The 23,974-nt window shown below is 74.1% G+C and carries 20 protein-coding genes and 1 pseudogene; 12 read left to right on the top strand and 9 right to left on the bottom strand.

What is annotated here, in order from left to right; translation table 11 throughout:
- Nucleotides 1–321 precede the first annotated feature (321 nt).
- The 3 genes from I5Q34_RS09165 to I5Q34_RS09155 all read left to right on the top strand — a co-directional run bounded on the left by I5Q34_RS09165 (nucleotide 322) and on the right by I5Q34_RS09155 (nucleotide 4,523).
- A complete protein-coding gene (locus tag I5Q34_RS09165) occupies nucleotides 322–1,437 on the top strand; it encodes an esterase family protein (protein WP_199891690.1) in 1,116 nt (371 codons plus the stop codon).
- 135 nt (nucleotides 1,438–1,572) lie between these two features.
- Nucleotides 1,573–3,081 (top strand): serine/threonine protein kinase, encoded by a 1,509-nt coding sequence (locus I5Q34_RS09160; protein WP_277965411.1) that lies wholly within the window; start codon nucleotides 1,573–1,575, stop codon nucleotides 3,079–3,081.
- 86 nt (nucleotides 3,082–3,167) lie between these two features.
- Complete coding sequence (locus I5Q34_RS09155; protein ID WP_199891689.1) at nucleotides 3,168–4,523, top strand: DUF6777 domain-containing protein; 1,356 nt, start codon at nucleotides 3,168–3,170, stop codon at nucleotides 4,521–4,523.
- A 173-nt stretch (nucleotides 4,524–4,696) separates the two neighbouring features.
- On the opposite strand, the gene I5Q34_RS09150 is transcribed toward I5Q34_RS09155, so the two are convergent.
- Nucleotides 4,697–5,254, bottom strand: coding sequence for a TetR/AcrR family transcriptional regulator (locus I5Q34_RS09150; RefSeq protein ID WP_199891688.1), 558 nt, complete (start codon nucleotides 5,252–5,254; stop codon nucleotides 4,697–4,699).
- 97 nt (nucleotides 5,255–5,351) lie between these two features.
- On the opposite strand from I5Q34_RS09150, the gene I5Q34_RS09145 reads away from it, so the two are divergent.
- Nucleotides 5,352–5,744: a nuclear transport factor 2 family protein gene (locus I5Q34_RS09145; RefSeq protein ID WP_199891687.1), complete on the top strand. Its 393-nt coding sequence runs from the start codon at nucleotides 5,352–5,354 to the stop codon at nucleotides 5,742–5,744.
- A 131-nt stretch (nucleotides 5,745–5,875) separates the two neighbouring features.
- Complete coding sequence (locus I5Q34_RS09140; protein ID WP_199891686.1) at nucleotides 5,876–6,886, top strand: DUF6528 family protein; 1,011 nt, start codon at nucleotides 5,876–5,878, stop codon at nucleotides 6,884–6,886.
- Nucleotides 6,887–6,917: 31 nt separating this feature from the next.
- On the opposite strand, the gene I5Q34_RS09135 is transcribed toward I5Q34_RS09140, so the two are convergent.
- The 3 genes from I5Q34_RS09135 to ligD form a co-directional block, all read right to left on the bottom strand.
- A complete protein-coding gene (locus I5Q34_RS09135) occupies nucleotides 6,918–8,072 on the bottom strand; it encodes a hypothetical protein (RefSeq protein WP_199891685.1) in 1,155 nt (384 codons plus the stop codon).
- A gap of 217 nt (nucleotides 8,073–8,289) precedes the next feature.
- Nucleotides 8,290–8,697 carry an SH3 domain-containing protein gene (locus tag I5Q34_RS09130; RefSeq protein ID WP_199891684.1) on the bottom strand — a complete coding sequence of 136 codons (408 nt, stop codon included), beginning with the start codon at nucleotides 8,695–8,697 and terminating at the stop codon, nucleotides 8,290–8,292.
- A 129-nt stretch (nucleotides 8,698–8,826) separates the two neighbouring features.
- Nucleotides 8,827–9,849: a non-homologous end-joining DNA ligase gene (gene ligD / locus I5Q34_RS09125; RefSeq protein WP_199891683.1), complete on the bottom strand. Its 1,023-nt coding sequence runs from the start codon at nucleotides 9,847–9,849 to the stop codon at nucleotides 8,827–8,829.
- A gap of 52 nt (nucleotides 9,850–9,901) precedes the next feature.
- On the opposite strand from ligD, the gene I5Q34_RS09120 reads away from it, so the two are divergent.
- Together I5Q34_RS09120 and I5Q34_RS09115 are read left to right on the top strand one after the other, a co-directional pair.
- A complete protein-coding gene (locus tag I5Q34_RS09120; RefSeq protein ID WP_199891682.1) occupies nucleotides 9,902–10,963 on the top strand; it encodes an ATP-dependent DNA ligase in 1,062 nt (353 codons plus the stop codon).
- A 115-nt stretch (nucleotides 10,964–11,078) separates the two neighbouring features.
- Nucleotides 11,079–12,290 carry a glycoside hydrolase family 6 protein gene (locus I5Q34_RS09115; protein WP_199891681.1) on the top strand — a complete coding sequence of 404 codons (1,212 nt, stop codon included), beginning with the start codon at nucleotides 11,079–11,081 and terminating at the stop codon, nucleotides 12,288–12,290.
- 379 nt (nucleotides 12,291–12,669) lie between these two features.
- On the opposite strand, the gene I5Q34_RS09110 is transcribed toward I5Q34_RS09115, so the two are convergent.
- Nucleotides 12,670–14,610 (bottom strand): glycosyltransferase family 2 protein, encoded by a 1,941-nt coding sequence (locus tag I5Q34_RS09110; protein WP_199891680.1) that lies wholly within the window; start codon nucleotides 14,608–14,610, stop codon nucleotides 12,670–12,672.
- Between the two features lie 403 nt (nucleotides 14,611–15,013).
- Between I5Q34_RS09110 and I5Q34_RS34545 the strand changes: the two genes are divergently transcribed.
- The 3 genes from I5Q34_RS34545 to I5Q34_RS09100 all read left to right on the top strand — a co-directional run bounded on the left by I5Q34_RS34545 (nucleotide 15,014) and on the right by I5Q34_RS09100 (nucleotide 16,871).
- Entirely contained in the window at nucleotides 15,014–15,145 is a 132-nt protein-coding gene (locus I5Q34_RS34545; protein ID WP_277965410.1) for a DUF6126 family protein, read from the top strand.
- A 501-nt stretch (nucleotides 15,146–15,646) separates the two neighbouring features.
- The gene (locus I5Q34_RS09105; protein ID WP_049716178.1) at nucleotides 15,647–15,859 is read left to right on the top strand and encodes a DUF6233 domain-containing protein; all 213 of its coding nucleotides are present in this window, start codon (nucleotides 15,647–15,649) and stop codon (nucleotides 15,857–15,859) included.
- 106 nt (nucleotides 15,860–15,965) lie between these two features.
- Nucleotides 15,966–16,871 carry a hypothetical protein gene (locus I5Q34_RS09100; RefSeq protein ID WP_199891679.1) on the top strand — a complete coding sequence of 302 codons (906 nt, stop codon included), beginning with the start codon at nucleotides 15,966–15,968 and terminating at the stop codon, nucleotides 16,869–16,871.
- Between the two features lie 68 nt (nucleotides 16,872–16,939).
- On the opposite strand, the gene I5Q34_RS09095 is transcribed toward I5Q34_RS09100, so the two are convergent.
- The 3 genes from I5Q34_RS09095 to I5Q34_RS09085 all read right to left on the bottom strand — a co-directional run bounded on the left by I5Q34_RS09095 (nucleotide 16,940) and on the right by I5Q34_RS09085 (nucleotide 19,189).
- Nucleotides 16,940–17,359 carry a hypothetical protein gene (locus I5Q34_RS09095; protein ID WP_199891678.1) on the bottom strand — a complete coding sequence of 140 codons (420 nt, stop codon included), beginning with the start codon at nucleotides 17,357–17,359 and terminating at the stop codon, nucleotides 16,940–16,942.
- A 114-nt stretch (nucleotides 17,360–17,473) separates the two neighbouring features.
- The gene (locus tag I5Q34_RS09090; protein ID WP_199891677.1) at nucleotides 17,474–17,686 is read right to left on the bottom strand and encodes a DUF5302 domain-containing protein; all 213 of its coding nucleotides are present in this window, start codon (nucleotides 17,684–17,686) and stop codon (nucleotides 17,474–17,476) included.
- A 75-nt stretch (nucleotides 17,687–17,761) separates the two neighbouring features.
- Entirely contained in the window at nucleotides 17,762–19,189 is a 1,428-nt protein-coding gene (locus tag I5Q34_RS09085; RefSeq protein WP_199891676.1) for a HEAT repeat domain-containing protein, read from the bottom strand.
- Between the two features lie 326 nt (nucleotides 19,190–19,515).
- Here I5Q34_RS09085 and I5Q34_RS09080 point away from each other — a divergent pair, with 326 nt between their 5' ends.
- On the top strand, nucleotides 19,516–20,931 hold the full coding sequence (locus tag I5Q34_RS09080; protein WP_199891675.1) for a SpoIIE family protein phosphatase: 1,416 nt from the start codon (nucleotides 19,516–19,518) through the stop codon (nucleotides 20,929–20,931).
- 60 nt (nucleotides 20,932–20,991) lie between these two features.
- Here the strand turns inward: I5Q34_RS09080 and I5Q34_RS09075 are convergent, their stop codons facing one another.
- Nucleotides 20,992–22,488: a hypothetical protein gene (locus I5Q34_RS09075; protein ID WP_199891674.1), complete on the bottom strand. Its 1,497-nt coding sequence runs from the start codon at nucleotides 22,486–22,488 to the stop codon at nucleotides 20,992–20,994.
- Between the two features lie 272 nt (nucleotides 22,489–22,760).
- On the opposite strand from I5Q34_RS09075, the pseudogene I5Q34_RS09070 reads away from it, so the two are divergent.
- A pseudogene (locus I5Q34_RS09070) lies at nucleotides 22,761–23,855 on the top strand (aminoglycoside phosphotransferase family protein); the annotation flags it as partial.
- Nucleotides 23,856–23,974: the final 119 nt, after the last annotated feature.

Below are 23,974 nucleotides of genomic sequence, written 5' to 3'. Positions count from 1 at the left end.
GCCACCTTTGGTACGGACTATTTTTGCGGCATTTCCGCACCGCCTGCGGAGATCCCGAATTCCCTTGCGGGATGCCCGCAATTCGCTGCGGGAATACCGCAACCGGAGTCATGCGGGGGAAAGCGGCCGCGACCGTCATGTCACGCTGGGCGTCGACGCGGTCACGGAAAGAGGGGGATCCAGGAGCCCGGGAGCGGCAGCGGCCTCCGCAAGCAAGGCGGGGCCCCGGAGATAGCATGAAATCACAGCTCAAACGCGGAACCAGCCCCGGTTCTCACCCCTCTCTCACGGGAGAACACCCCCCGAAGAGGAGTTACCACTGTGGGCCTCACGTCCCAAAACCTCGTGCTGTTGCTGGTGTGCATCGCGATAGCGATATGCGCCCTGGTGCTGTGGTTGTGGCCACGTGTCGCCCGCAAGGGCGTCCTCGCCGTCGCCTCCCGCCTCGGCCTCCTGCTCGTCTCCCAGGTGAGCCTCCTCGCCGTCCTCCTCGTCGTGGCCAACAACGAGTTCGGCTTCTACTCGACCTGGAACGAGCTGTTCGGCCGCAACTCCAGCCACCAGGAGCTGCAGCGCACCGAGGGCGGCAAGCGTCCCCCGGCCCTGGTGGTCAAGGGCCAGGAGTCCGTCGGCCTCGGCGCCAAGGAGAAGGCCGGCCGGGTGGACCGGATCGAGATCCGCGGCCCGGTCTCCGGCTTCTCGATGGACGGCTACGCGTACCTGCCGCCGCAGTACTTCCAGAAGGAGCACGCGAAGGAGCGCTTCCCGGTGATCGTGGCCGTCACCGGCCAGCCCGGCCTCTCCAAGAACCTGATCACCCAGATCAAGGTCCCCCAGGCCGCCTCCGCCGCGATCGTGAAGAAGCAGATGCGGCCGACGATCGTCCTCATGGTCCGCCCCTCGGTCGTGGCGAACCGCGACACCAACTGCACCGACGTGCCCGGCGGCCCGCAGGCGCTGACGTTCTTCAACCAGGACCTGCCCATCGCCGTCAACGACGTCTACCGCGCCGACAACTCCAAGGGCGCCTGGGGCGCGGTGGGCAATTCCACCGGCGGCTACTGCGCGCTGAAGATGGCCATGACCAACCCGGCCCGCTACGGCGCGGCCGCCGGCCTGTCCGCCGACTTCTTCGCGCGCCAGGACGGCTCCACCGGCGACCTGTACGCCGGCAACAAGCAGATCAAGAACGAGGCGGACCTCACCTGGCGCCTCGCCCACATGCCCCCGCCGCCGGTCTCCCTCCTGGTCGGCATCAGCAAGAAGGGCGAGGAGAAGTACTACAAGCAGGCGATGCACTTCGCGCAGAAGGCGAAGGCGCCGACCAAGGTGGACAAGCTCGTGCGTGACGAGGGTGGCCACAACTTCCAGACGTGGCGCGAGGAGTACCCCGAGGTGCTGCGCTGGCTCGACAAGGAGCTGGCCGCCGGCCACTGAGCCGTACCGTCCGCATCCACGCGCGCGGATGCGGGAACGGCTTCGCCGGCCGTCACGTCCCAGCCGGTGTGGCCAGATTGCGCGAGGGCTCCGGGGCCACCCGGGGCCCTCGCGCGGGACGGGGGACGTACGGCGGTGGACACGGACGGCGGGGGCGGACGGGTCACGCTGCTGGCCGGGCGGTACCGGCTGGTGGCCAGGCTGGGCAGCGGCGGCATGGGCGTGGTCTGGCGCGCCTTCGACGAGGTGCTCGGCCGCGAGGTGGCGGTCAAGGAAGTGCGGGCCCCGCAGCACGTGCGCGAGGCCGACGTCCGGGTGCTCTACGCGCGGCTGGTCCAGGAGGCCCGGGCCGCCGCGCGGATCGCCCACCCCTGCGTGATCACCGTGCACGACGTGGTGGAGCAGGAGGGCCGCCCCTGGATCGTCATGGAGCTGGTGCGCGGGCGTTCCCTCGCCGACGTCCTGGACCGCGAGGGGACCCTGGACCCCCGGGAGGCGGCCCGCGTCGGGGCCGCGGTGCTCGGGGCGCTGCGCGCGGCGCACGCGGCCGGCGTCCTGCACCGCGACGTCAAGCCCGGCAACGTGCTGCTGGAGGACGAGGGCCGGGTCGTCCTCACCGACTTCGGCATCGCCCTCGTGGAGGGCACCGGCACTCTCACCCGCACCGGGGACGTGATCGGCTCGCCCGACTATCTGGCGCCCGAGCGGGCCCTGGGGCAGCGCCCGGGAACGCCCTCGGACCTGTGGTCCCTGGGGGCCACCGTCTACGCGGCCGTCGAGGGCGTGTCCCCGTTCCACCGGACGTCGGCGCTCGGCACGCTCCAGGCCGTCGTGCACGACCCGCCGCCCCCGCCGCGCCGGGCCGGCCCGCTCGCTCCGCTGCTGGAGGGGCTGCTCCTCAAGGACCCGGACACGCGCATGGGTTCGGCGGAGGCGCAGCGCCTGCTCGACGCGGTGGCCACGGGGCGCGGGCCGGAGGGGACGGGCCCGTCCCGGCCGCCGGGCGGGTACGTCCCGACCACTCCGGACGTGGGCCCCGCTCCGGTGCCGGGCGCGTCCCGCGCCCCGACGTACGTCCCGCCGCCGGTCCCCGCGTCCGGGCCCGCGGCCAACAGCACGACGGCGCGCGGTACGGCCGCCAACGGCGCGGTGGCGTACGGGACTCCGGTCTCCGGGGTGCCTCTGGCATCCCCCGCCGGACCATCTCCCACGGCTCCCGGGTACGGACCGGCGCCCCACTCCCCGCCCGCCCCGGACTCCCCGGCCGCCCTGTACGCGGCGGGCATCGCCACGCCCCCCGTGGGAACGCCGCCCCTCGGAACACCCCCCGTGACCGGCCGCCGGCCCGTCCGGCGGATCGTCGCCCCGGTGCTGGCGCTGCTGATCGCGGGCGGCGGGATCGCCGCCGCGCTGGCCTCCGGCGACGGCGGGAGCCCGGGGTCGGGCCCCTCCGGCGGCGGCTCCACCCGGTCCGCCTCCCCCGCGCCCGGCACCACCGCCCCCGCCAGCCCCTCGCCCGACAGCCCCTCGCCCGCCCCGACGACCGCCGGGCCCTCGCCCACGCCGACCGGCCGCCCCGAGAAGACGCCCGGGGCCACGGCGGCCTGCCCGGGCGGCTGGGTGGCCACCTGCAGTCCGTACTGACGTCCGTACCGGCCTTTCCTTTCCATCTTCCTTTGCCCAGGCGCCCGTTCGGGCGCGTGGAGCGATTCCGGAATCCGGGGGTGCGCATGCGATCGAAACCCGTTCCACCCGACGCCGCGTGGCGGCGGCGCCGGGCCGTCGTCTGGCTGACCGTCCCCGCGCTGGCCGCCGCGGGACTCACCGCCTGTTCGTCGTCCTCGGACGGTTCCGGGGAGGGGACCGGGAGCGGGAACGGGGTCAGGACCGTCAAACTGGAGGCCGTCGGGAACCCCGGGGAGGCCCCGTTCCTCAAGGCGCCCGACTCCGATGTGCGCGGCCTCAGTTCGGCGGGCGGCGGCGGGCGCACGGACGCCGGCGCGCCCGGCGCGTTCGGCGGCACGCGGCAGGTCACCCGGTGCGACAAGGCCCAGTTGCTCAAGGAACTGGCGTCCGACGCCGCGAAGGCCACGGCGTGGGCGGCGGCCCGGGGCATCGCCGGGCAGGACATCCAGCGGCACGTCACCGGTCTGACGGCGGTGGTCCTGCTGCACGACACCCTCGTCACCAACCACAACTACGTGGGCGGGGGCAGGACGCGCTCGTACCACTCCGTCCTCCAGGCGGGCGTGGCGGTGCTCGTGGACGCGTACGGGAAGCCCGCGGTCAAGTGCAACTGCGGCAACCCGCTGCGGCAGCCGGATTCCGAGGTCAACGCGGAGCAGGCGCGGTACGAGGGGACGCGCTGGGAGGGGTTCGCGGCGGCGGTGGTCACCGTCGTCCAGCCGCGGCCGGAGTCGCAGGGGCCCATGAAGCGCATTCCGCTGGCGGACGTCCAGGAGCGGGGCAAGGCGTTCGAGCGCGAGGTAGGCGACGACGGGAAGCGGGACTCCAAGCCGGTGCCGATGCCGACGCCGTCGGCCAAGTCGCCCACTCCGGGCGCTTCTTCGCCGGGCACGTCGTCACCCCGGCCCACGCCGACGAAGCCCGTGCCCAGCGGCCCGTCCCCGACCCCCACCTCCTCGTCACCCAAGAGCAGTTCGCCCACGTCCGCCGGCTCGTCCCGGCCCGCGCCGACCGGCTCGCGGTCCCCCTCGCCGACCACGGGCCGGCACACCCCGAGCCCCCGCCCCCCGACGGGAGGCGCCCCGACCGGGCACGCCCCGTCCTCGGGCAGCCGGACCGTCCGCCCCGGCACGACCGTCCCCGAGCCGACGCGGCCGGCGCCCGCCCCGACCGCCTCCCGCCGCCCGGTGGACACCGCGCCTCCCGAGCCCACCCGGGCCACCCGCCCGCCGGCCGTCTCGCGCCCGCCGGTGACCACGCACGCGCCCACCTACCAGGCGCCGCGTCCTCCGTCGCAGCAGCCCCCGCACACCCCGTCGGAACAGCGCCAACCCCACACCGAGCGCGGCGAACGCACCGGCGAACACCCGTCGAACCCACAGCGTCCCCCGGGGACTTGAGGCCACCCGGCCCCGGAACACGGCGGCGAAGCGGCTGAGGCTGAGGAGATTCATCTGCTGGAGCAGGGCGGCCAACGCCCGTACGGCACCCAGGGGCTCGTGCCCGGTTACGCGGCCTGCCCGGCGGACGTGATCACCGAGGGGGGCGGCACCGGGCGAGGCGCTGCGCGCACTCAGCCGACGCCGCCCAGCAGGGCCCGCGCCGCCTCCCTCGCGTGGAGCGCGGGCTCCGGGCTGCCGGAGATCGCCGCCGTGGTGATCGCCCCCTCGGCGAGCAGGACGAGCTGGTCCGTCAGCGCCTCCTCGGCGCCCGCAGCGGCGACCAGCATGGCCAGGTAGCCCCGGAAGGCGTCCTTGTGGGCCCGGGCCGCGTCGGCCACGCCGGGGTGGGCGGCGCCCAGCTCGCCGTAGGAGTTGACGAAGGCGCAGCCCCTGAAGTCCGGCTCCTGGAACCACTGGTGGAGCCAGTCGAAGACGGCGAGGATCCGCTCGCGGCCGGCCGGGCGCTGCCCGGCGAACCGCTCCAGCGCGGCGCGCCAGCGCCGGTCGCGGCGGCGCAGATAGGCCTCCACGAGGGAGTCCTTCGACGAGAAGACCTGGTAGAGCCGCTTGAGGGACACCCCCGAGGCGGCCCGGATCGTGTCCATGCCGACGGCCTGGAGGCCCCGGCCGTAGAAGAGCCGCTCGGCCGCGTCCAGGACGCGGACCTCCACCGTCTCCGCTGTCTCCATCGTGCTCTCTCCTTGCGCGAGAACCATCGTTCTCATACGCTACCGCACGCCACGGAGAACGTACGTTCTCCCTGTCGGACTGCCGGAAGGAGCCCCCATGTTCACCTCCGAGACCGCCCTGGCGAAGGTCCGCGCCGCCGAGGACGCCTGGAACAGCCGCGATCCGGAACGGGTCGCGCTCGGCTACTCCGAGGACTCCCAGTGGCGCAACCGCGACGTCTTCCTCACCGGCCGGGCCGAGATCATCGCGTTCCTGCGCGAGAAGTGGAGCCGCGAGCTGGACTACCGGCTGCGCAAGGAACTCTGGGCGTACACCGGCAACCGCATCGCCGTCCGTTTCGAGTACGAGTGGCACGACGAGGGAGGCCAGTGGTACCGGAGCCACGGGAACGAGAACTGGGAGTTCGACGATGAGGGGCTGATGCGGCGGCGGTACGCGAGCGTCAACGACGTACGGATAGGGCCGCAGGACCGCCGGATCGGCGTCTAGGGGAATCTCCCCGGCCCCTCCCCCAGAGGGGGCACCCAACCCGTCCGGCGCCTGAGGACAACCTCCCCCATTCGCCCCAACCAAGCGCGTCGCACCCCTCACCCCACCCACCCCCGCCCCATCCTGACGCCGTGCCCCGCCTCCTTCCCACCGCCCTCGCGGTCACCCTCACCGCGGCGCTCACCCTGACGATCACCGGCGGAACGGCGAACGCGAACAACCCCCACAACTCCCACAACCGCCGCGCGGCCCAACGCACCCCCATCGTCACCACCGACCAGGCCACCCGCTCCGTCCACGTCCTCAACACCACCCAGCGCACCTGGGACACCGACGACCGCGCACCCGCGAGCGGCGTCCTCTGGTCCTGGACCGCGGACGGCCTTGAGGAACTGGCCGACCTCGACCCGGCCTCGTCCTGGAAGAACCCGAGCGAGGCCAAGCTCCGCACCCTCGACGGACGCCGCTACCTGCTGGCGACCGCCTCCGGCGGCCTGGCCGCCGTGGTCGGGTACCCCGGCCGCGAGGTCTACTGGGCGGCCCGCACCGGCACGGGCAACGCCCACAGCATCGAGCTCCTGCCGGACGGCAACGTCGCGGTGGCCGCGAGCACCGGCGGCTACATGCGCCTGTACGCCGCCTCGACCGGCAAGCGCGCCACCTGGTACACGGAGGTGCCCCTGCCCGGCGCGCACGGCGTGCACTGGGACCCGGGCACCCGGCTCCTGTGGGCCCTGGGCAGCCGCGACCTGGTCGCCCTGCGCGTCGGCGGTCCGTCCGACGATCCCGGCCTGACGGTCGTCCACCGCACCGCCCTGCCGACCCGCAACGGCCACGACCTGGCCCCCGTGCTCGGCCGGGCGGGCCGGCTGTGGGTGACCACGGGCTCGGCGGTCTACCAGTACGCGACGGCCCGCCACGGCTTCGTCGACTACCCGCTGCGCTCCCGGATCAGCGCCCCGGGCGTCAAGAGCATCGGGGACGACCCGGCCACGGGCCAGATCCTGGTGGCCCGCCCCGAAGCGGGCCACGCGTGCGCGTGGTGCACCTCGGTCCTGACCCTCTACCAACCCGACGGCACCAGGCGCCTGTTGCACGGCGCGATGTACAAGGCCCGCTGGTGGACGTCCCGCCGCAACTGACCGTAGCAACTGACCGTCATGACCGAACGCGTCAGCCCGCCGCCGCGAGCCGCGCCCGCACGTCCGCCGCGGCGTCCGGGTTGCCGGGCACCTGCTCCCACAACGCCAGCAGCGCGGGCGCGAGTTGGGGCGCCCGTTCCCCGCTGTGCTGCCAGCAGTAGTGGGCACGCTTGAGCGCCGCGACGGCCTCGCCGTCCGAGGGACCGCTGCGGGCCAGCCGGTTGGCCGCGGCGGACATCCACAGCTCGGCCGCCCGGGGATGGTCGCCGGCCAGCCGCGCGAGGTCGGCCCGGACCTCGATCCACAGCCCGGCCTCGGCGCTCCGCGGGCCGTGCCGGCGCAGCACCTGCTGCTCCCAGGCGGCGGCCATGGCGGCCGCCTCGTTGTGCCGCCCGGCGTTGGCGGCGGCCAGGATGCGCGGCAGCGCGTCCTCCTCCTGCGCGGGCGGGGCGGCGGACGAAGGGGCCTCGGCCTCCGGGGGAACGGCCGAAGCCGGCCGGGCGTGCGCCGGGTTGGCGAGGACGGGCCCGGCCGTCCCGTACTGGAGGGCCAGCAGCCGCTCGGGCAACACGGCCTGTCCGAGCGCCAGATGGTGCAGGAGCGCGGGGTCGAGGACCGGCCCGGCGGTGGGGTGGCCGACGCTCAGCGCGGTGAGGAAGGCCCGGGTGTAGGGCCCGGCCGTGACGGACGGCTTCTCCGGGCCGGGCGTGACGACGCCGCACACCGGCAGGTCCGCGGCCAGCCGCCCGTCCTGGGCCGCGGCGGCCACCGTGGGCCAGGACCGGGCGTCGGCCTCGGCGTCGATCATCAGCAGCGTGGGCCCGGTGTGCTCGCGCAGGACGCGGGTGAGCCACTCCCAGGGCAGGCCGTTGTAGCGGACGGTGGACGGGGTGCTCTCGCGCAGGGCCAGGTGCACCTCCCGGCTCCTGCGGGCCGGGACCATCAGGTGCCCGGTGACCCACACCAGCAGCGGTCCGGGGACGGTCACGGCGTCCTGGAGGTGGGCCAGGACGCTCTGCGGCCCGGCCATCGCGGGCAGCTGCACCACGTCGGCCGTGCGGGCGGCGAGGAAACCGCGCGGCCGGGCACCGGCGACGGCGTGGGCGGTCGGGTTGGGCAGCGGCCCCCGCCGCCGGTCCGGGGTGCCGTCCAGCAACAGAACACAACCATGGGTCAGGTGGTCCAACGCGTTCTTCCTTCCGGACGGTTCGGGTGCTCGCGCCCCTGGCGTGGTGCCCGGTGCCGGATCCCACGTCTGTGCAGTGCCTGAGGCAACTGTAGGCGCCGCCACAGCACTCGACGCCGGTACTGTGCTTTCCCGGGGGACGCCTCCCGCACCCCCGTCCGCGCGCGACGCGGGCCCCGCCCGGGAACCGGACGGGGCCCGCCGCCGAACGGGCCGGTCAGCCCATCGCGTTGCGCGACTCGACGCTCTGGTCGACCGCGCTGCGCGTGAGGCTGCGGCAGAACGGCACGTCCGCGGCGCCCTCGATGTACTTCGCCGTCACCCAGGTGGTGCGGTCCCGCAACTGGTACCAGAGGTTGTTGCCCGAGACGTCCTGGGCGCGGACCTTGCAGCGGATCCCGATCTGGACCCGGTGTCTGAGGACGCCGCGCACCGAGGAGTCGGTGCTCGGGTGCATCCGCTCGTTGACGCCGGTGGCGGCGTTGACCGTTCCGGTGGGCTTGCCCGCGGCGTCGGGCGACGCCTGTGCCTGGGCCTGGGCGGCGAACAGCGAGCCGCCGAGGGCCGCCACGACGAGCGCGCCTGCGGTCAGCCGGCCGGCGCGGGTCACGAGTGTCCTGGACATGGAACTCCCTTGTACGTGGTGTGTGTGCGAGGTGGAACAGGGCAATTGCCCAGGTTCCACGGGGCATCCATCCATAAACGGGGACAAGTGAGTGAACGCACCCATGAGACACCGCCGTTCGGCCGAGCCTCAGGCTCCGCCATCCGGCCGCTTCCTGGCCCGGCTCGGCTGGACGCGCGGCGGTTCGCCCTTCATCTTGGGATGTTCGGGCGGATAGGGCAGGTCGCCCAGCCCGTGCTCGCGCTCGTCGCGGTTCGCCAGCTCCAGCGCGGCGTCCAGGGCGCAGCGGTGGTCGTCCATGGCGGCGTGCAGGTCGCCGAGCTCGGCGAAGCGGGCGGGCATGGTGACGATGTCGAAGTCCTCGGGGACGGCGCTCTCCAGCTCGTCCCAGCGCAGCGGGGCGGAGACGGGGGCGCGGGGGCGGGGCCGCACCGAGTAGGCGCTGGCGATGGTGCGGTCGCGGGCGGTCTGGTTGTAGTCCACGAAGATCTTGGCGCCGCGCTCCTCCTTCCACCAGGCGGTGGTGACGCGGTCCGGCCCGCGCCGCTCCAGTTCGCGGGCGACGGCGATGGCCGCGCGCCGCACCTGGACGAAGGTCCAGCGCGGAGCGATGGGGACGAAGACGTGCAGTCCCCGGCCGCCGGAGGTCTTGGGCCAGCCGGCCAGGCCCAGCCCGTCGAGGACGTCGCGCAGCTCCAGCGCGGCCCGCACGGCGTCCGCGTACCCGGTGCCGGGCTGGGGGTCGAGGTCGACGCGGAGCTCGTCGGGGTGGTCGGTGTCCTCGCGCCGCACGGGCCAGGGGTGGAAGGTGAGGCAGCCGAGGTTGGCGGCCCACAGCACGGCCGCGGTCTCGGTGGGGCAGATCTCGTCCGCGTACCGGCCGCTGGGGAAGGCGATCCGGCCGGTCGGGATCCACTCGGGGAGGTTCTTGGGCGCGCGTTTCTGGAAGAACGACTCGCCGCCGACGCCGTCGGGGTAGCGCTCCAGCGTCGTGGGGCGGTCGCGCAGGGCGCGCAGGACGCCGTCGCCGACGCTCAGGTAGTAGCGGGCGACGTCGTACTTGGTGAAGCCGCGCTCCGGGAAGTAGACCTTGTGCGGGTTGGACAGCCGTACCGTCCGCTCGCCGACGGTGAGTTCCAGCGTCTCTGCCATGCGGCCACGCTAGGTTCTGCGGGGTCGTGCCGCCCGCCGGACAATCGGGATCATGGACCTTCCGGTGATGCCGCCCGTCGCGCCGATGCTGGCCAGGCCCGCCGCCGCGATCCCCCCGGACATGCAGTACGAGGCCAAGTGGGACGGTTTCCGGGCGATCGTCTTCCGGGACGGCGCCGAGGTGGAGATCGGCAGCCGCTCGGGCCGCCCGCTGACCCGCTACTTCCCCGAGCTGGTGACGGCGTTCACCGAGCGCCTGCCCGAGCGGTGCGTACTGGACGGCGAGATCGTGATCGCGCGCGGCGGCCGCCTCGACTTCGACGCGCTGCTGGAGCGCATCCACCCGGCCGCCTCCCGGGTGCGTCACCTGGCCGAGGTCACGCCCGCCGGCTTCGTCGCGTTCGACCTGCTGGCCCTGGGCGACGCGGCGCTGCTGGAGACGGTGCAGCGCGAGCGCCGCACCGCGCTGGAGGAGGCGCTGCGGGACGCGGGCGACCCGGTGTTCACCGCGCCCGTCACCCACGACCTGGAGACGGCCCGCGGCTGGTTCGAGCGCTTCGAGGGGGCGGGCCTGGACGGGGTCGTCGCCAAGCCGCCGGAGCTGCCCTACCGGCCGGGCGAGCGCGTCATGGTCAAGGTCAAGCACGAGCGGACCGCCGACTGCGTGGTGGCGGGCCTGCGCCTGCACAAGAGCGGCCCGGTGGTCGGCTCGCTGCTGCTGGGCCTGTACGACGCCGCCGGCCGGCTCCAGCACGTCGGGGTCTGCGGCGCCTTCCCGATGAAGCGCCGTGCGGAGCTGATGGACGAACTGGCACCGCTGCGCATGCCCACCGCCGAGGGGCACCCGTGGGAGGCCTGGGCCGACACGGAGGCCCAGGCCGCGTCCCGGTTGCCGGGCGGCCCCAGTCGGTGGACGGGCAAGAAGGACCTCTCGTGGCTCCCGTTGCGCCCGGAGCGGGTCTGTGAAGTGGCCTACGACCACATGCAGGGCGACCGCTTCCGGCACACGGCCCGCTTCCGCCGCTGGCGGCCGGACCGCGAGCCCGGCGGGTGCACCTACGCGCAGCTGGAGGAGCCGGTGCGCTACGACCTCGCGGAGGTGCTGGGCGGCTGACCGTACCCCGTTCGGCGCAACGCCCGACCTGTTCGGCGCATCAAAACAAAACCTGACGACCCGCCATATTTGAGGCTGGTGTGGACCGGTGTTGCCCAGGTGAAGGGTGGAGTCCATGCACAGGGCGCGTACGGCCCGCATTTTCGTCGGCGCCCGGAGGGGCGTCATCCTGCTGGCGAGCGCGGGCACCATGTGTCTGCCGATCTTCGCCGTCCAGGCGGACGCCACGGGTGCCGGCTCGGCCCCGCCGTCGCCGTTCTGGGTGGAGCCGCTGGGCCGCGCGGCCCGGCAGGCGCACGTCTGGCAGGAACGCGGCCGGGAGGACGACGCGGACGCCCTGCGCCGTATCTCCGGCCAGCCGACCGCCGTCTGGCTCACCGGCGACGACCCCCACGACCAGGCCGAGGAGGTCACCCGCGCGGCGGCCCGGGCCGGCCGCGTACCGCTCCTGGTCGCCTACAACATCCCGCACCGCGACTGCGGCCTGTACTCCTCCGGCGGGGCGCCCGACGCCGACGCCTACCGCGAGTGGGTCGCCCGCGCAGTCGAGGGCATCGGCCCGCGCCGGGCCTGGGTCGTGCTGGAACCGGACGCGATCGCGCACCTGGCCTCGGGCTGCGTCTCCCCCGCCGAGGTCGCCCAGGAACGCCCGGAGCTGCTGGCCGAGGCCGTCCGCGCCTTCAAGGCCCTGCCCCGCACGGCGGTCTACCTCGACGCGGGCAACGCGGGCTGGATCTCCGACCAGCCCCGGCTGGCCGACCTGCTCAGGCGCTCGGGGGTGGAGGAGGCGGACGGCTTCGCGCTCAACGTCTCCAACTTCCACACGACGCCGGTGACCCGCGAGTACGGGGGCCGGCTGTCCGCCCTGCTGGGCGGGGCCCACTACATCATCGACACCAGCCGCAACGGGAACGGCCCGCTGCCGCCGACGCCCGGCGACGGGGAGTCGTGGTGCAACCCTCCCGGACGGGCGCTCGGCGCACCGCCCACCACCGTGACGGGTGACCCGCTGGTCGATGCACTGGTATGGGTGAAGCGGCCGGGCGAGTCCGACGGGGCCTGTCGGGGGGCGCCGCCGGCGGGGCACTGGTGGGCGGAGTACGCGCTGGGGCTGGCGACGACGGCGCCGAGCCCGGTGGCGGAACACGTCCCGGCACAGCCGGCGCCGCCGTCCGCGGCCCCGCCGGCCGCTCCCCCGGCCCCCGCGCCGACGGTCCCGGCCCCTGCGCCTGCCCCGGCGACGCCTGCTCCGGCGGTGCCACCGGTCCCGGTGCCGGCACAGCAGCCGGCGGGGACGGCGGTGCCGTCGCGGGGGCCGGGTGCGTGAGGGAGGTTGCCCCGGCCCCTCCCCCAGAGGGGGCACCCCCGCTTTCACCGTTTCCCCGGGGCTGCGCCCCGGACCCCGAAGCGCCCTCCGGGCGCTGTCCTCAAACTCCCCTGAGGGGGCAACCCCCAGACGGGCTGGATTGGCGCGCCGAATCAGCCCGTCCGGCGTTCGAGGACGAGCGGCGAAGCCGCGATACGGGGTCCGGGGCGGAGCCCCGAAGCGGGGCCAGGGGCGCAGCCCCGGTGGGGGCGCAGGGGGCGAAGCCCCCGCACCACCGCGCGGAGCGCGGTGCCGGGCCGAGGGGCGGAGCCCCGGAAGAAACGGTGAAAGTGGGGGTGCCCCCTCTGGGGGAGGGCCGGGGGCAAGCAACCCCCCTCCGTCACACCGGCGTCCGCTGCCCCACCGTCCGCGCCGACTCCTCCTCCGGACCCGCCCCCGGCGCCCCCGCCACCCCCTCCGCAACCGGCCCCTTCCTCCGCTGCGCCAGCAACTCCCCCTGCCACACCGCCAACGGCAACAACGTCGTCGCCAGCCCCAGCAACGCCCACACCCGCATCGCCGTGTGCGCATGGCTGAGCACCACGGACGCGACCAGCGACAGCGTCAGCACCACCGCCCACGTCAAGTGCGTACGGAACGTCACCACCCGGTCCGGACTGGCCGAATCCCCCTTCGGGGTCACCACGAACCGCGAGCGCCGCCGCAGCAGCGCCTGGCCCAGCGAACGCGCGTACATCGGCGCGGACAGCGCGGACATCAGCATGCCCGCCGTGCCGGAGGAACCCGCCGGCTCGTGCGGGCTCACATTGTGGCGGCGGTTCCACACGTACAACCCGACCTGGAGCGCCGCCGCGTCGCCGTAGAGCATCAGCCACACCTGCGACTCGACGTTGATCCCGGCCGCCCCGAGCCCCAGGAACAGCACGCACGACAGCGCGCCCAGCACCCAGTTCATCGCCGCCATGGGGTAGTACGCCACCATCAGGCCGTAGTTGAGCACCCGCCCCGGCGACATGGTCCACACCGCCCGCCAGAACTGCCGCAGCAGCGTCTCGTACGTCCCCCGGGACCAGCGCAGTTGCTGGGAGAAGAAGTCGGTCCAGGAGGAGGGACCCTCGCCGACCGCGAGGACGTCGGGGGTGTAGACGGAGCGCCAGCGCCGGCCCGTCGCGGGGTTGCGGCGCCGGTGGATCTCCAGCCCGGTGGCCATGTCCTCGGTGATGGAGTCGAAGAGCCCGCCGATCTGGCGGAGCACACTGACCCGGACGCAGTTGCTGGTGCCGACGAACATCGGCGCGCCGTACGCGTTGCCCGCCCGCTGGATCAGCGCGTGGAAGAGGAACTGCTGGCTCTCGGCGGCCTTGGTCACGGCCGTGGTGTAGTTGCCGTAGACCTGCGGTCCGACGACGAAGGCGACGTCGGGGTCGCGGAAGTAACCCAGCATCCGTTCCAGGAAGTTGGGCAGCGGCACGTGGTCGGTGTCCACACAGGCCATGAACTCGTAGTCGTCGCCGTGCGCGTCGAGCCAGGCGTTGTAGTTGCCGTGCTTGGTGCGGGCGCGGAAGCACCCGGACGGCTGGTTCCACCGCTCGATGCCCTTGCGGGTGAAGTGGCGCACGCCGAGCCGCTCGCAGAGCCGTTTGACCTCGGGGTCGTCGCCCTCGTCGAGCAGCCAGACGTCGAGCAGCCCCTCGTGCTGCACCCGCACCGCGCCCTCCAGGGTGGCGCGGACCATGGAGAGCGGCTCCTTGCCGGGGACGAAGCTGGTGAGGAACGCCACGCGGGTGCCCGGCTGGGCCCGTACGGGTACGGGATCGCGGGCCACCCAGGTGGCATGCGCGTTGGAGATGACGTTGACCAGGCGGAACGTCTCGATGAGACCGATGGAGAAGATCATCAGGACGTCCCCGACGCGCTCCCAGGCGCCGATGAACGGCCGGGCCGCCCAGTGGTCGGGCAGCATCAGCCACACCAGCAGGACCAGGGACACCAGGGGTGCCGCCGTCACCAGCAGCAGCGCGCCCACCTGGCCGCGCAGCCCGCCGCGGACGAGCCGGCGGTAGCGCACCCGGTAGGTCCCGGCGGGCGGTTCGGTCAGTTCCCCGGCGAGTCTGCTGAACGTCGCGTAGTCGTAGTCCGGCCGGGCGCCCTGCGGGGAGGGGGCGACCGGCCCGCCGCGCGGTCCGTCGGGACCGCCGGCTCCAGGGCCGCCGGGGCCCTTGAAGCCACCGCCGCCCGAGCCGGGGGCACCGGGCCCTCCGGGCACCGAGCCGCCTCCGGGCAGGGGGACGACGTCCGCTGACGCCTCGTCAAGTGCCATGCTCCCGGCGGCCGTTCCACCGGCCGACCGGCTCGCCGCCCCTTCACCGGGCGCCCGTGCCGCGGCGGGCTTCCCACGAGCCGCCGCCCGCCGGGCTTCACGTGCAGGAACCGCCACCACTACACCCCCAGCCACAAACGGACGAACGGGAAACAGCGGAGATAAACTAACAAAACGGACCTACGATCATGTGACAAATTCACCGGACACACCTCGGCATCACCCACACGGCCCACACATCGACGTACAACGCCCACGGGGCCCGGAGGTCATCGGTGAATTCGGATGATCACGATCCGGCCCGACGCCCGGCCGACGCTCTGTTCTACGATGAGCGGATGGCGTTCGACGGCCGGCCCAGGGCGCCGACGGGAACGGCCGGCGACAGGAGAGCGGGACGACAGTGAGCGGCGACGACGAGAAGTACGCCGAGAAGGCGATCGGCTGGCGGGTGCTGATCTACATCGTCCTCGGCCACCTGCTGGCCGGCTTCATCTGGCTGCTCTTCTACCTCGGGTCGCACGCCTCGCACTGATCACCTGCGGGCCTTTTCCGGAAATCGACCCCGTTTGCCCCATATTCACCCGGAATTCCGTGCACCCGGCACACCGCCCGGCCACCCCCCGTGCGCTTTCGCATTCACGAGGACAGGTGATAGCGGGAATCACGGAATCCGGGCGCGGGTATCCATCGGCGCCGCCCGGAATACACGTCTGTCCTATGCCAGCGGAGATAACCGCGGCCGGAGCCCCGCGTCACGTGCCGCAGGGCCGCGGGCACATGCCGAGGCGAACCGTACACCCCGGTCAACTCGCAGGTCAGCACTGTGGGTTCATCCCCCGGAACCGGGGGCGACGACGTCCTTCCGCTGCTACTGTCCCCCGTCATGGAGGAGCTGTTCACCCCGGACGAACTCGACCGTATTGAGGCAGCGGCACACCGAGTGGGCCGTTCCCCGCACGATTGGGTTCGCGATGTCGTACTCAAACGTCTCTCGGGAGACTCGGAGCAAACGCATATTTCCCATCGCCGAACAATGCGCCCCGATTTCGAGGACGCGATCTGGCCGGTCACGCTGCACCGGCGCTCGGGCGGCGTCCTGCAGGAGCTGCACCACGCCGGGTGCTGGGTGCCCAAGGGCGGTGAGGCCACCCTGACGACCGCCGAGGCGCGGGTGCAGATGGCCACGCACGACGTCCGTCCCTGCGACGCCTGCCAGCCGGAGCGCTTCCTCGCCCCCTACGCCTGAGAAAGCCCTCCTGGGCGGGCCCGCGCCCGAGGCACCCTGCGGGCGTCCCCGGCGCACCAACTACGCTGTCCACGTCAAGATCATCAGACGGGCGGGGTAGCGGGGCATGAGGGCAGGGACACGGTGGACCGGGTGGGCGACGTTGCTCGCCGGGTACGCGACCGTACTCCTCGGCGCCCTGCCCGACCGTGAACTGCCCCTCAAGCGCCACCTGCCGTGGCTGCTCACGGCAACAGCCCTGTGCGGCCTGGGCTGGATCCTGGCCTCGGTGCTGGTCCGCGCGCAACGGCGGGCCAGGCTGCGGAAGAAGACCTGGCGCCGGCGCCACGAGCCCTGGCCCGAGCCGCGCCGGTCCCGCGCGCTGTCCTGGGTCCTGGGCCTCGGCATCGCCCTCACCAGCGCCGCCGCGCTGACCCAGGGCGTCGGCCCCGACGGCGCCGACGGCGAGTGGCTCTCCGAGGTCGGCCGCGCCGGCGGGCACACCCGCGAGCTCCGGGTCGCGAAGGTGGTGGGTCAGCCGGAGACGACCCGCTCACGGAAGAACGACGTGGAGGAGTTCAGCTCGACCATCGTCGTCACCGTCCCCTTCGACTCCGGGCCCCGGCAGGTGACCGTCGAGGGCGTCCGCACCCAGAGCGAACTCGCCCAGGGCCGCCCCATCGAGCTGCTGTACGCGCCCAGCCGTCCCGACCTGGGCGTACGGCCCCCCGTGGACAAGGACATCTCGTCCGTCGTCGGCCGCCTCATCGCCCTGCCCGTCATCTGGATCCTCACCCTCACCGCGGGACTCAGCACGGCCGTCGGCATGCACCGCCGGGAGACCGCCGTGGCCCGGGCCCGGCGCTTCGAGCCCTGGGTGCACCTGCCCGCCGCGTTCCTGCTGGTGTGCGGCGCCCTGCTCGTCGTCCCGCTGCTCACCGGCTTTCCCGACACCGCCACCGGCTGGAGCCTGGCGATCGGCTCCGCGGCCACTCCGTGGCTGGCCCTGGCCTGGGTCGCCCGCACCAGCTGAGGCCGCGCACACGGCAAGGGCCGCCGTCGCGGTTCGCGACGGCGGCCCTCTTCACATGCGGGGCGCTTTCAGGAGCGGCGCCGGAGCCCCTTGCGCACGAAGTGGACGATCAGCCAGATGACGGCGACGACGATCAGGATGAAGACGATCACCAGGACGATCAGGAAGATGCCCAGCTTCTTGAAGAAGCCCTTCTTCTTCTTTTTCTTCTCCTTCGCCAGCGCCACCTGGCCGGCATCCGCCTGACGGACCTGGGCGACCGGCCGGTCGCCCGTGTCCTGCGACGCGGCGTCCGCGCCGCGGGTCCGGTCCTGCGTGCCCGCGGCCGCCACCACGTGCTGCGCCGTACGGGCCGACGGGTGTGCGCCCACGGCCGACGCGGCGGGCGCGGCCAGCAGGGCGGTACCCAGCGCCAGAGCCACGACGGCGGACAACCGGCGGGCCAGACGCCCCCGGTACCGTCCCCCGTGCTGCTGCTCGCTCTTCATCGACGCCCCCTGTATCCGGTGCTGATTGACTGTCGGGTGCCACGCGGCACAGGCCGCGGTGCGGACACCATTATCGGCACATCGGCACCGCCCCCAGCAGGGCGCACGGCTCCGTCAGCCGCTCTTGCGCCGGAACGAGCGCTGCCCGCCGGCCTTTCCATGGGTGCCGTGGACCTTGGAACCCTCCTGGCCCCGGCCGCCGGCGACCGCGTCCGCCGACCGCCCGCGCTTGCGGTCCAGCGCCTCGCGGAACTTGCGCTTCACCTCGTCCTCGCGGGCCGCTCCGGCCTCGCCGGCACCTTGTTCCCCCGGCGTCGATTCGGTCATCAATACCTCCTGGTCCTACCGGTGTTCGCCACAGCTTGGCACAGACCTGGTGCGACGGACCCGCACCAAGGGCCGTCAGACCGCCGACGCGTCGGGGCCGAAGCGGTCACAGGCCGCGGTCTGCACCTCGGCCTCCTCCGCCGGGTCGGCGGCGAGCCGGCGCAGCTGCTCCACGACCCGGGCGTCCGCCGTGGTCGCGTGGCGCGCGGCGAGTTCACGGGTGGTCTCCTCGCAGTCCCACAGGCACTCGACGGCGAAGCCGGCGGCGAAGGAGGGGTCCGTCGCGGCCAGCGCGCGGGCGGCGCGGCCCCGCAGGTGTGACGAGGACGTCTCGCGGTAGACGTGGCGCAGGACCGGGGCGGCGCAGCGGATCGCCAGGCGGCCCGTGCCGTCGACGAGGTCCCACAGCACGGGGGCGTCGGGGCCCTCGGTGCGCACGGTGCGCCGCAGGGCGGCCAGGACGAGGGCGGCGTCGTACTCGGCGCCCCGGCAGGCGAGCATGCCGGCGGCGGCGCCCCCGAGGCCGTCGGTGCGGTGCACCCAGAGGCGGGCGCGGTCCAGGGCGGCCGGGCCGCGCATGCGCTCGAAGGCGGTCACGGCGGACTCCGCGACGAGGACGGAGGGGTCGGCGGCGGCGCTCTCGATGAGGTCGAGGGCCTGTGGGTCGTCGTGCTCGGCGAGGTAGCGCAGGGCGGTGGCGCGGGCGGCCTCGGGGCCGAAGGCGGCCGCTTCGATGATCTCCAGCCGGTCCTCGGGGCCGGCGACGGCGTTGAGGCAGCGGGCGCCGGCCGGGTGGCGCAGCTGGACGGGGTGCAGGGCGAGGCCCGCCTGGGCCCAGTCGAGCACCTCGCGCACGCTCCAGCCGGGCCGGGGGCCGGTGGGGCGCAGCTGGCGCTGCCAGCGGTCGAAGGCGCCCTGTTCGCGGGCCTCCCGGACGCGGGCGGCGGTGGCCGGGGCGTTCCGGTCGTCCGCCCAGATCCGCCAGGGGCGGGGCTCGAAGGCGTCGCGCACGGCGGCGGCGAGCTGTGCCTCGCCCTCGGGGGTGCGGGGGAAGCGGGCGACGATCCGCTCGCCGAGGGCGGCCAGGGAGGCGTCGTCGTCGCGCAGCGCCAGCTCGTCCAGGGCCCAGCTCCAGTTGCCGCCGGCGGCGGCGTAGCGGCGGAGCAGCCGCAGGGCGTCCTCGCGGCCGTAGGAGGCGAGGTGGCCCAGGACGGCCAGGGCGAGACCGGTGCGGCCCTCGTCGGGGTCGAGGAGGTCGTCGGGGTGGAAGAGGTGCTCCTCGATCTCCTCCAGGCCGCCGTCGAGATCCAGATACAGGCGCGCGTAGTACAGGGACCGGTTCTCGACCTGCCAGTCGTGGCGGGGGTCGCGCCGGACGCACTGGTCGAGCGCCGCGAGCGCCTCGGCCCGCGGCGCCGCGAGGGCGTGCAGAGTCCCGTCGCCGCGGCCTCGCTGGAGGAGGCCGAGCAGGGTGCCGCTGGGCGCTATGTCTGGATCGAACATGAGGTCAGCATCCGGTGCGGGAGTCGGCGGGGCAACGGGATTTCCGTCGTCCGGCATTCTTGCCGGTGTCCACCCGGGCTATGCCGGTGAACTGGGAACTCGGCGGACCGAGCGCCCGCAGCCTACCCGGAGTCGGACGTTCCGCCGAGCCCTCGCCCGATATGCCCGGTCACGCCTCTGGCATATTCCGTCGTCACCGCCGGGTCGGGTATGGCCAAACGCCTTACGGGCAGTCGCCCACTGTGCAAGAGTCATCACGCAGTCCTCCCGGCCGCCCCGCGGGCCCGACCGGCGCCGGCCACGCCCGCACCCCCACGGAGTACGTGATGCCGTCCCCTTCTTCTGCCTCCCCCGCGGAATTCCCAGCGGACCACGCCCCGGGCGGACCGCCCGCCGGCATGGTCGACGAGCTCATTTCGCAGACCCGGCGGCTGCGGGGCGGCATCGACGCCGTGCGGCGCGTGACGGCGGGCTCCCACGGCCCGGAGGACCCGCTGGGCCGCTGGCAGCGCGCCCTGTGCGACCTCGCCGCCCACCAGCTCGACGACCTGGGCGCGCGCCTGGGGCAGCTGAGGGACGGGCCGCCGCTGCCCGTCGCGCCCGACCACGTCCCGGCCCCGCGGCCCGCCCCGGGCGCGGGCCGCGGCGGCAGCGCCGAGTGGAACCTGCTCACCGACGAGGTCACCTGGTCCGACGAGCTGTTCCGGCTCTTCGGCCGCTCCCCGCGCGACGGCGCCCTGACCCTGGACGAGCTGCCCTCCTGCCTGGTCGAGGAGGACCGGGAGCTGCTCGCCGCCCTGGTCACCGACTGCCTGGTCGACGGCAAGCCGATCGACGGCGAGTTCCGCCTCGTGCACCCCGACGGCCCGCGCACGGTGCACATGCGCGGCGAGCCGGTGCTCGACGACGACGGCTGCACCGCCGCCATGTGGGCCGTCCTGCGGGACGTCACCGAGCTGCACCGCGGCCGGGACGCCGTGATCGCCTCCGGCGACTCCCTGCACCACCACCGCCGGCTCGCCCGGGCCGAGCAGCAGCTGGCGGCCGGGCTCCAGGAGGCGGTGCTGCCGCCCTGGCAGGGCCCGCTGCGGGTGCCGCGCGACGCGGGGCCCGCCGACACCGCCCTCGACGTCGCCGGGCACTACCTCCCCGCCGCCGACGGCGCGGCCGTCGGCGGGAACTGGTTCGACGCCCTGCCGCTGCCCGACGGCATGACCCTGCTCGGCGCCGGCGGCCTCACCGGGCGCGGGGTGGCCGCCGCCTCGACCATGGCCGTGCTGCTCGGCGCGGTACGCGGCATGGCGATGACGGGGACCGAGCCGGGCCCGCTGCTGGGCTGCCTCAACCAGCTGCTCGACACCTCCGCGCAGCCGGCCCTGGGCAGCGCCGTCTGCTGCCGCTACGACCCCCGCACCCGCACGCTGGCCTGGGCCCAGGCCGGGCACCCCGCCCCGCTGCTGTTCCGCGGGGGCACGGCCCGCCCGCTGCCGCGCCCGGACGGCGTGCTCCTGGGAGCCATCACCGACGCGCGCTACGAGCAGGCCGAGGAGCGACTCCTGCCCGGCGACGTGCTCCTGCTGCACACCGACGCCTGCGTCGGCTCCAGCCTGCTGCAGGGCCTGGCGGCCCGCTTCACCACGGCGCGCAGCGCCCAGGAATGCGTCCGGTCCGTGCTGGAGGCGTGGAACAGGCAGCCGCGGCAGGACGACGCCTGCGTGCTCGTGGCCCGCATCGGCTCCTGAGCCGGCCGTACCGCATCCCCGGCGGCCGGCCCCTGATCGGCCGGCCGCCCCGCGCCGGGCTCAGGCCATCGCCGTCCGGCTCTTGGACGGGCCTTTGGGCAGCGCCCGCTGGATCTCGTGCCGCAGGTCGGCGATGCGGGCGTACCCCGCGTACTTCCCGGTCAGCCGGTACATCTCGCGCAGCCGGTCCCAGGTGCGGTGGGAGGAGGTCTCCCCGATGCTGACCAGCGCCAGGCGGGCGTAGGTGTCCGCCTGCTCCGGATCGTCGCTGATGAAGCACGCCGAGGCCATCGAGATGTAGTCGAAGACCGTGGACCGCTGGTGGCCGCCCTTCCGCAGCCGCAGCGCCTCCTTGGCGTGCTGCTGGGCGATGACCGCCGCCGCGGGATCGTGGTCCGCCAGCGTGCGGTAGGCCAGGGCCTGCATCCCGTGCAGGTCCGCCTCGTCGAAGTGCTGCATCCAGCTGGGCGGCGGGACGTCCTGCTTGTCGGAGACGAAGAGCTCCTCGGCCTGGCCCAGCGTCCGCCGCATCGCCTGCCCCTTGCCCATCGACGCCTGCGCCCAGGCCTCGACGGTGCAGAGCATGGCGCGGGTGCGCGGCAGGGTCTCGTTGCCGGAGCCGGAGTTGGCGAGCTTCATCAGATCCAGCGCGTCGTCCGGGCGGCCGAGGTGGACCATCTGCCGGGCGGCCCGGGAGAGCGCCTCGCCGGCCCGCGGCCGGTCGCCGCCCTCGCGGGCCGCGTGGGCGGCGATCACGAAGTACTTCTGGGCGGTGGGCTCCAGGCCCACGTCGTGGGACATCCAGCCGGCCAGCACCGCCAGGTTGGCCGCCACCCCCCAGAGCCTGCGCTGCAGGTGCTCGGGGTGGCGGTAGGCGAGCATGCCGCCGACCTCGTTGAGCTGGCCGACCACCGCCTTGCGCTGGAGGCCGCCGCCGCGCGCCGCGTCCCAGGCGCGGAAGACGTCGACGGAGCGCTCCAGCTCGTCGATCTCGGTGGAGCCCACCGGGGCCGCCTCGTAGCGGTCGTAACCGGCCTGCTCGGCGAAGCCGGTGCGGGCCGCCTCCCGGTGGAGGGGGTCGTCGAAACGGGGGGCGTCGGCCACGAGGGCCGGATCGGTGTGCAGCCAGTCGTGCATCGCCCCGCTGAGTGCTGAGCCTGCGGCGAGCGCGGCACCCGCGCCCACCAAGCCGCGTCGGTTGAGCATGAGGTCCATTCCCGTGAATTCGGTGAGGACCGCGGCGGTCCGCTCGGGCGGCCAGGGCAGTCCGTCGTGGGACTGTCCCCTGCCGGCGCGCCCGCGCCGGCCGAACCCGAGGTCCTCGATGGTCACGACACGACCGAGTCGCTCGGTGAAGAGGGCGGCCAGCACCATGGGCACCGGATCGCGGGGGGACTCCCCCATGTCGATCCAGCGCCGCACCCGCGAGGTATCGGTCGCCAGCTGCGGATGTCCCATGACCGCCGCCTGCCGGTTGACCAGCCTCGCGAGCTCGCCCTTGGACCATCCGGCCAGGCCGAACAGGTCCGCAAGGCGGGTGTTGGGTTCCCTCGTCACGTCAAGCCCCCAGGTTCCTCGGCTGACTTGAAGGTATCGGTCGCTCAGGGGCCAGGCGAGTATTCGCCAGGGTTCGCCAGGGTCCGCCAGATGGTGTGCCACCCATGAACGGGTGTGATGTAGGAACGCGCCACCCCGGCCACCCGTCGCGCATTCCCCAGGGTGCGCGACGACTGCACGCACGACCCTGCTCCACCGCAGTCCCCGCGCATGCGGGGGGGTGATCCGCAGGGGTGGCCCCTCGACGGCACACGAAGGGATCTGTTCCGCCCATGTATGCAGCATCGACCTCCGTGTCCGCTCCGCTCCGGCCCTTGCGGCCGCCCCAGCAGAGCGGCGGACCGTACCTCGATCCCTCCCATGCCGTGGGAGCCGCGTTCGGGGGCGGCCGGGCCCGGCGGGGCCCGGGGATCGGCGCGCAACCCCTCAGCGGCAGACTCGACCTGTCGGGCGCTCAGGGAGCCGAGCTCCGCCCGCTGATCGCCTCGGTGCACCGCATCTGCCCCGAGTTCAACCCGGTGCAGGTACTGCGACGCGGCAGCCGCTCGGTGCTGCTCGTCGGCACAGCCGGGCGGAACAGCGCCGTGGCCAAGTGTTTACTCGACCACTCCCCCTCCTCCGCCGAGCGGTTCCAGCACGAAATAGCGACATACCGCGCGTTTGTGCGGCACCGCCCGCCCGTCCGCGTCCCCCGTCTCATCGCCGCCGATCCGGACAACGGCACCCTGGTGATCGAGCGGATGCCCGGCCGCCCCGCCGCGGCCCAGCGCCACCCGTCCACCACCCCGCCCCGCGCCGACGTCCGGGTCGCGCTGGGCGCGCTCTGCCGGGTCAACCTGTGGCGGCCCCCGGCCGGCATGTTCGACATGCCGCTCGACTACGGCCGCAACATCGCCCGTTACCACGAGCTGGGGCTGCTCACCGACCGCGACATGGGCGACCTCCAGAAGCTCCTGCACGGACTGGCCCACGTCCAGGGCCAGTTCTGCCACGGCGAGGCGCTCCTCTCCAACATCCTGCTCTCCCCCGCCGGCCCGGTCCTGGTCGACTGGGACCACGCCGGCTGGTACCTCCCGGGGTACGACCTGGCGACGCTGTGGGCCGTCCTCGGCGACGCCCCGGCGGCCCGCCGGCAGATCAGCCAGCACGCGCAGGCCGCGGGGCCCACCTCGCGCGACGCCTTTCTGGTGAATCTGATGCTGGTCCTCACCCGGGAGATCAGGATGTACGAGACGGCCGTCCAGCGCTCCATGCAGGAGCCGGTGCCCCCGGGTGCGCCCGACACCGGTGAGGAGCAGCGGCTGTTGCTGCGCCGGCTGCACGACGACTGCGCCATGGCCCGTCGTGCCGTCCGAGCCGCGGGGGGGGCCCCCCGGGCGGGGGGCCCCCCCCCCGCGCCCCCCCCCCCCCCCCCCCCCGCGGGGGGGGGGGGGGGCCCCCCCGGGCGGGGGGGGGCCCCCCCCCCCCCCCCCGGGCCGCCGCCGCG

It is taken from the genome of Streptomyces sp. AV19 (assembly GCF_015999245.1).
Lineage (GTDB): Bacteria > Actinomycetota > Actinomycetes > Streptomycetales > Streptomycetaceae > Streptomyces.
This window is presented reverse-complemented; position numbering and strand designations above follow the sequence as displayed.

Coding starts and splice junctions, on each gene's coding strand:
- I5Q34_RS09155 (WP_199891689.1), top strand. CDS start 3,168: ATGCGATCGAAACCCGTTCCACCCGACGCCGCGTGGCGGCGGCGCCGG.
- I5Q34_RS09150 (WP_199891688.1), bottom strand. CDS start 5,254: ATGGAGACAGCGGAGACGGTGGAGGTCCGCGTCCTGGACGCGGCCGAG.
- I5Q34_RS09145 (WP_199891687.1), top strand. CDS start 5,352: ATGTTCACCTCCGAGACCGCCCTGGCGAAGGTCCGCGCCGCCGAGGAC.
- I5Q34_RS09130 (WP_199891684.1), bottom strand. CDS start 8,697: ATGTCCAGGACACTCGTGACCCGCGCCGGCCGGCTGACCGCAGGCGCG.
- ligD (WP_199891683.1), bottom strand. CDS start 9,849: ATGGCAGAGACGCTGGAACTCACCGTCGGCGAGCGGACGGTACGGCTG.
- I5Q34_RS09120 (WP_199891682.1), top strand. CDS start 9,902: ATGGACCTTCCGGTGATGCCGCCCGTCGCGCCGATGCTGGCCAGGCCC.
- I5Q34_RS09115 (WP_199891681.1), top strand. CDS start 11,079: ATGCACAGGGCGCGTACGGCCCGCATTTTCGTCGGCGCCCGGAGGGGC.
- I5Q34_RS09110 (WP_199891680.1), bottom strand. CDS start 14,610: ATGGCACTTGACGAGGCGTCAGCGGACGTCGTCCCCCTGCCCGGAGGC.
- I5Q34_RS09105 (WP_049716178.1), top strand. CDS start 15,647: ATGCGCCCCGATTTCGAGGACGCGATCTGGCCGGTCACGCTGCACCGG.
- I5Q34_RS09100 (WP_199891679.1), top strand. CDS start 15,966: ATGAGGGCAGGGACACGGTGGACCGGGTGGGCGACGTTGCTCGCCGGG.
- I5Q34_RS09095 (WP_199891678.1), bottom strand. CDS start 17,359: ATGAAGAGCGAGCAGCAGCACGGGGGACGGTACCGGGGGCGTCTGGCC.
- I5Q34_RS09090 (WP_199891677.1), bottom strand. CDS start 17,686: ATGACCGAATCGACGCCGGGGGAACAAGGTGCCGGCGAGGCCGGAGCG.
- I5Q34_RS09085 (WP_199891676.1), bottom strand. CDS start 19,189: ATGTTCGATCCAGACATAGCGCCCAGCGGCACCCTGCTCGGCCTCCTC.
- I5Q34_RS09080 (WP_199891675.1), top strand. CDS start 19,516: ATGCCGTCCCCTTCTTCTGCCTCCCCCGCGGAATTCCCAGCGGACCAC.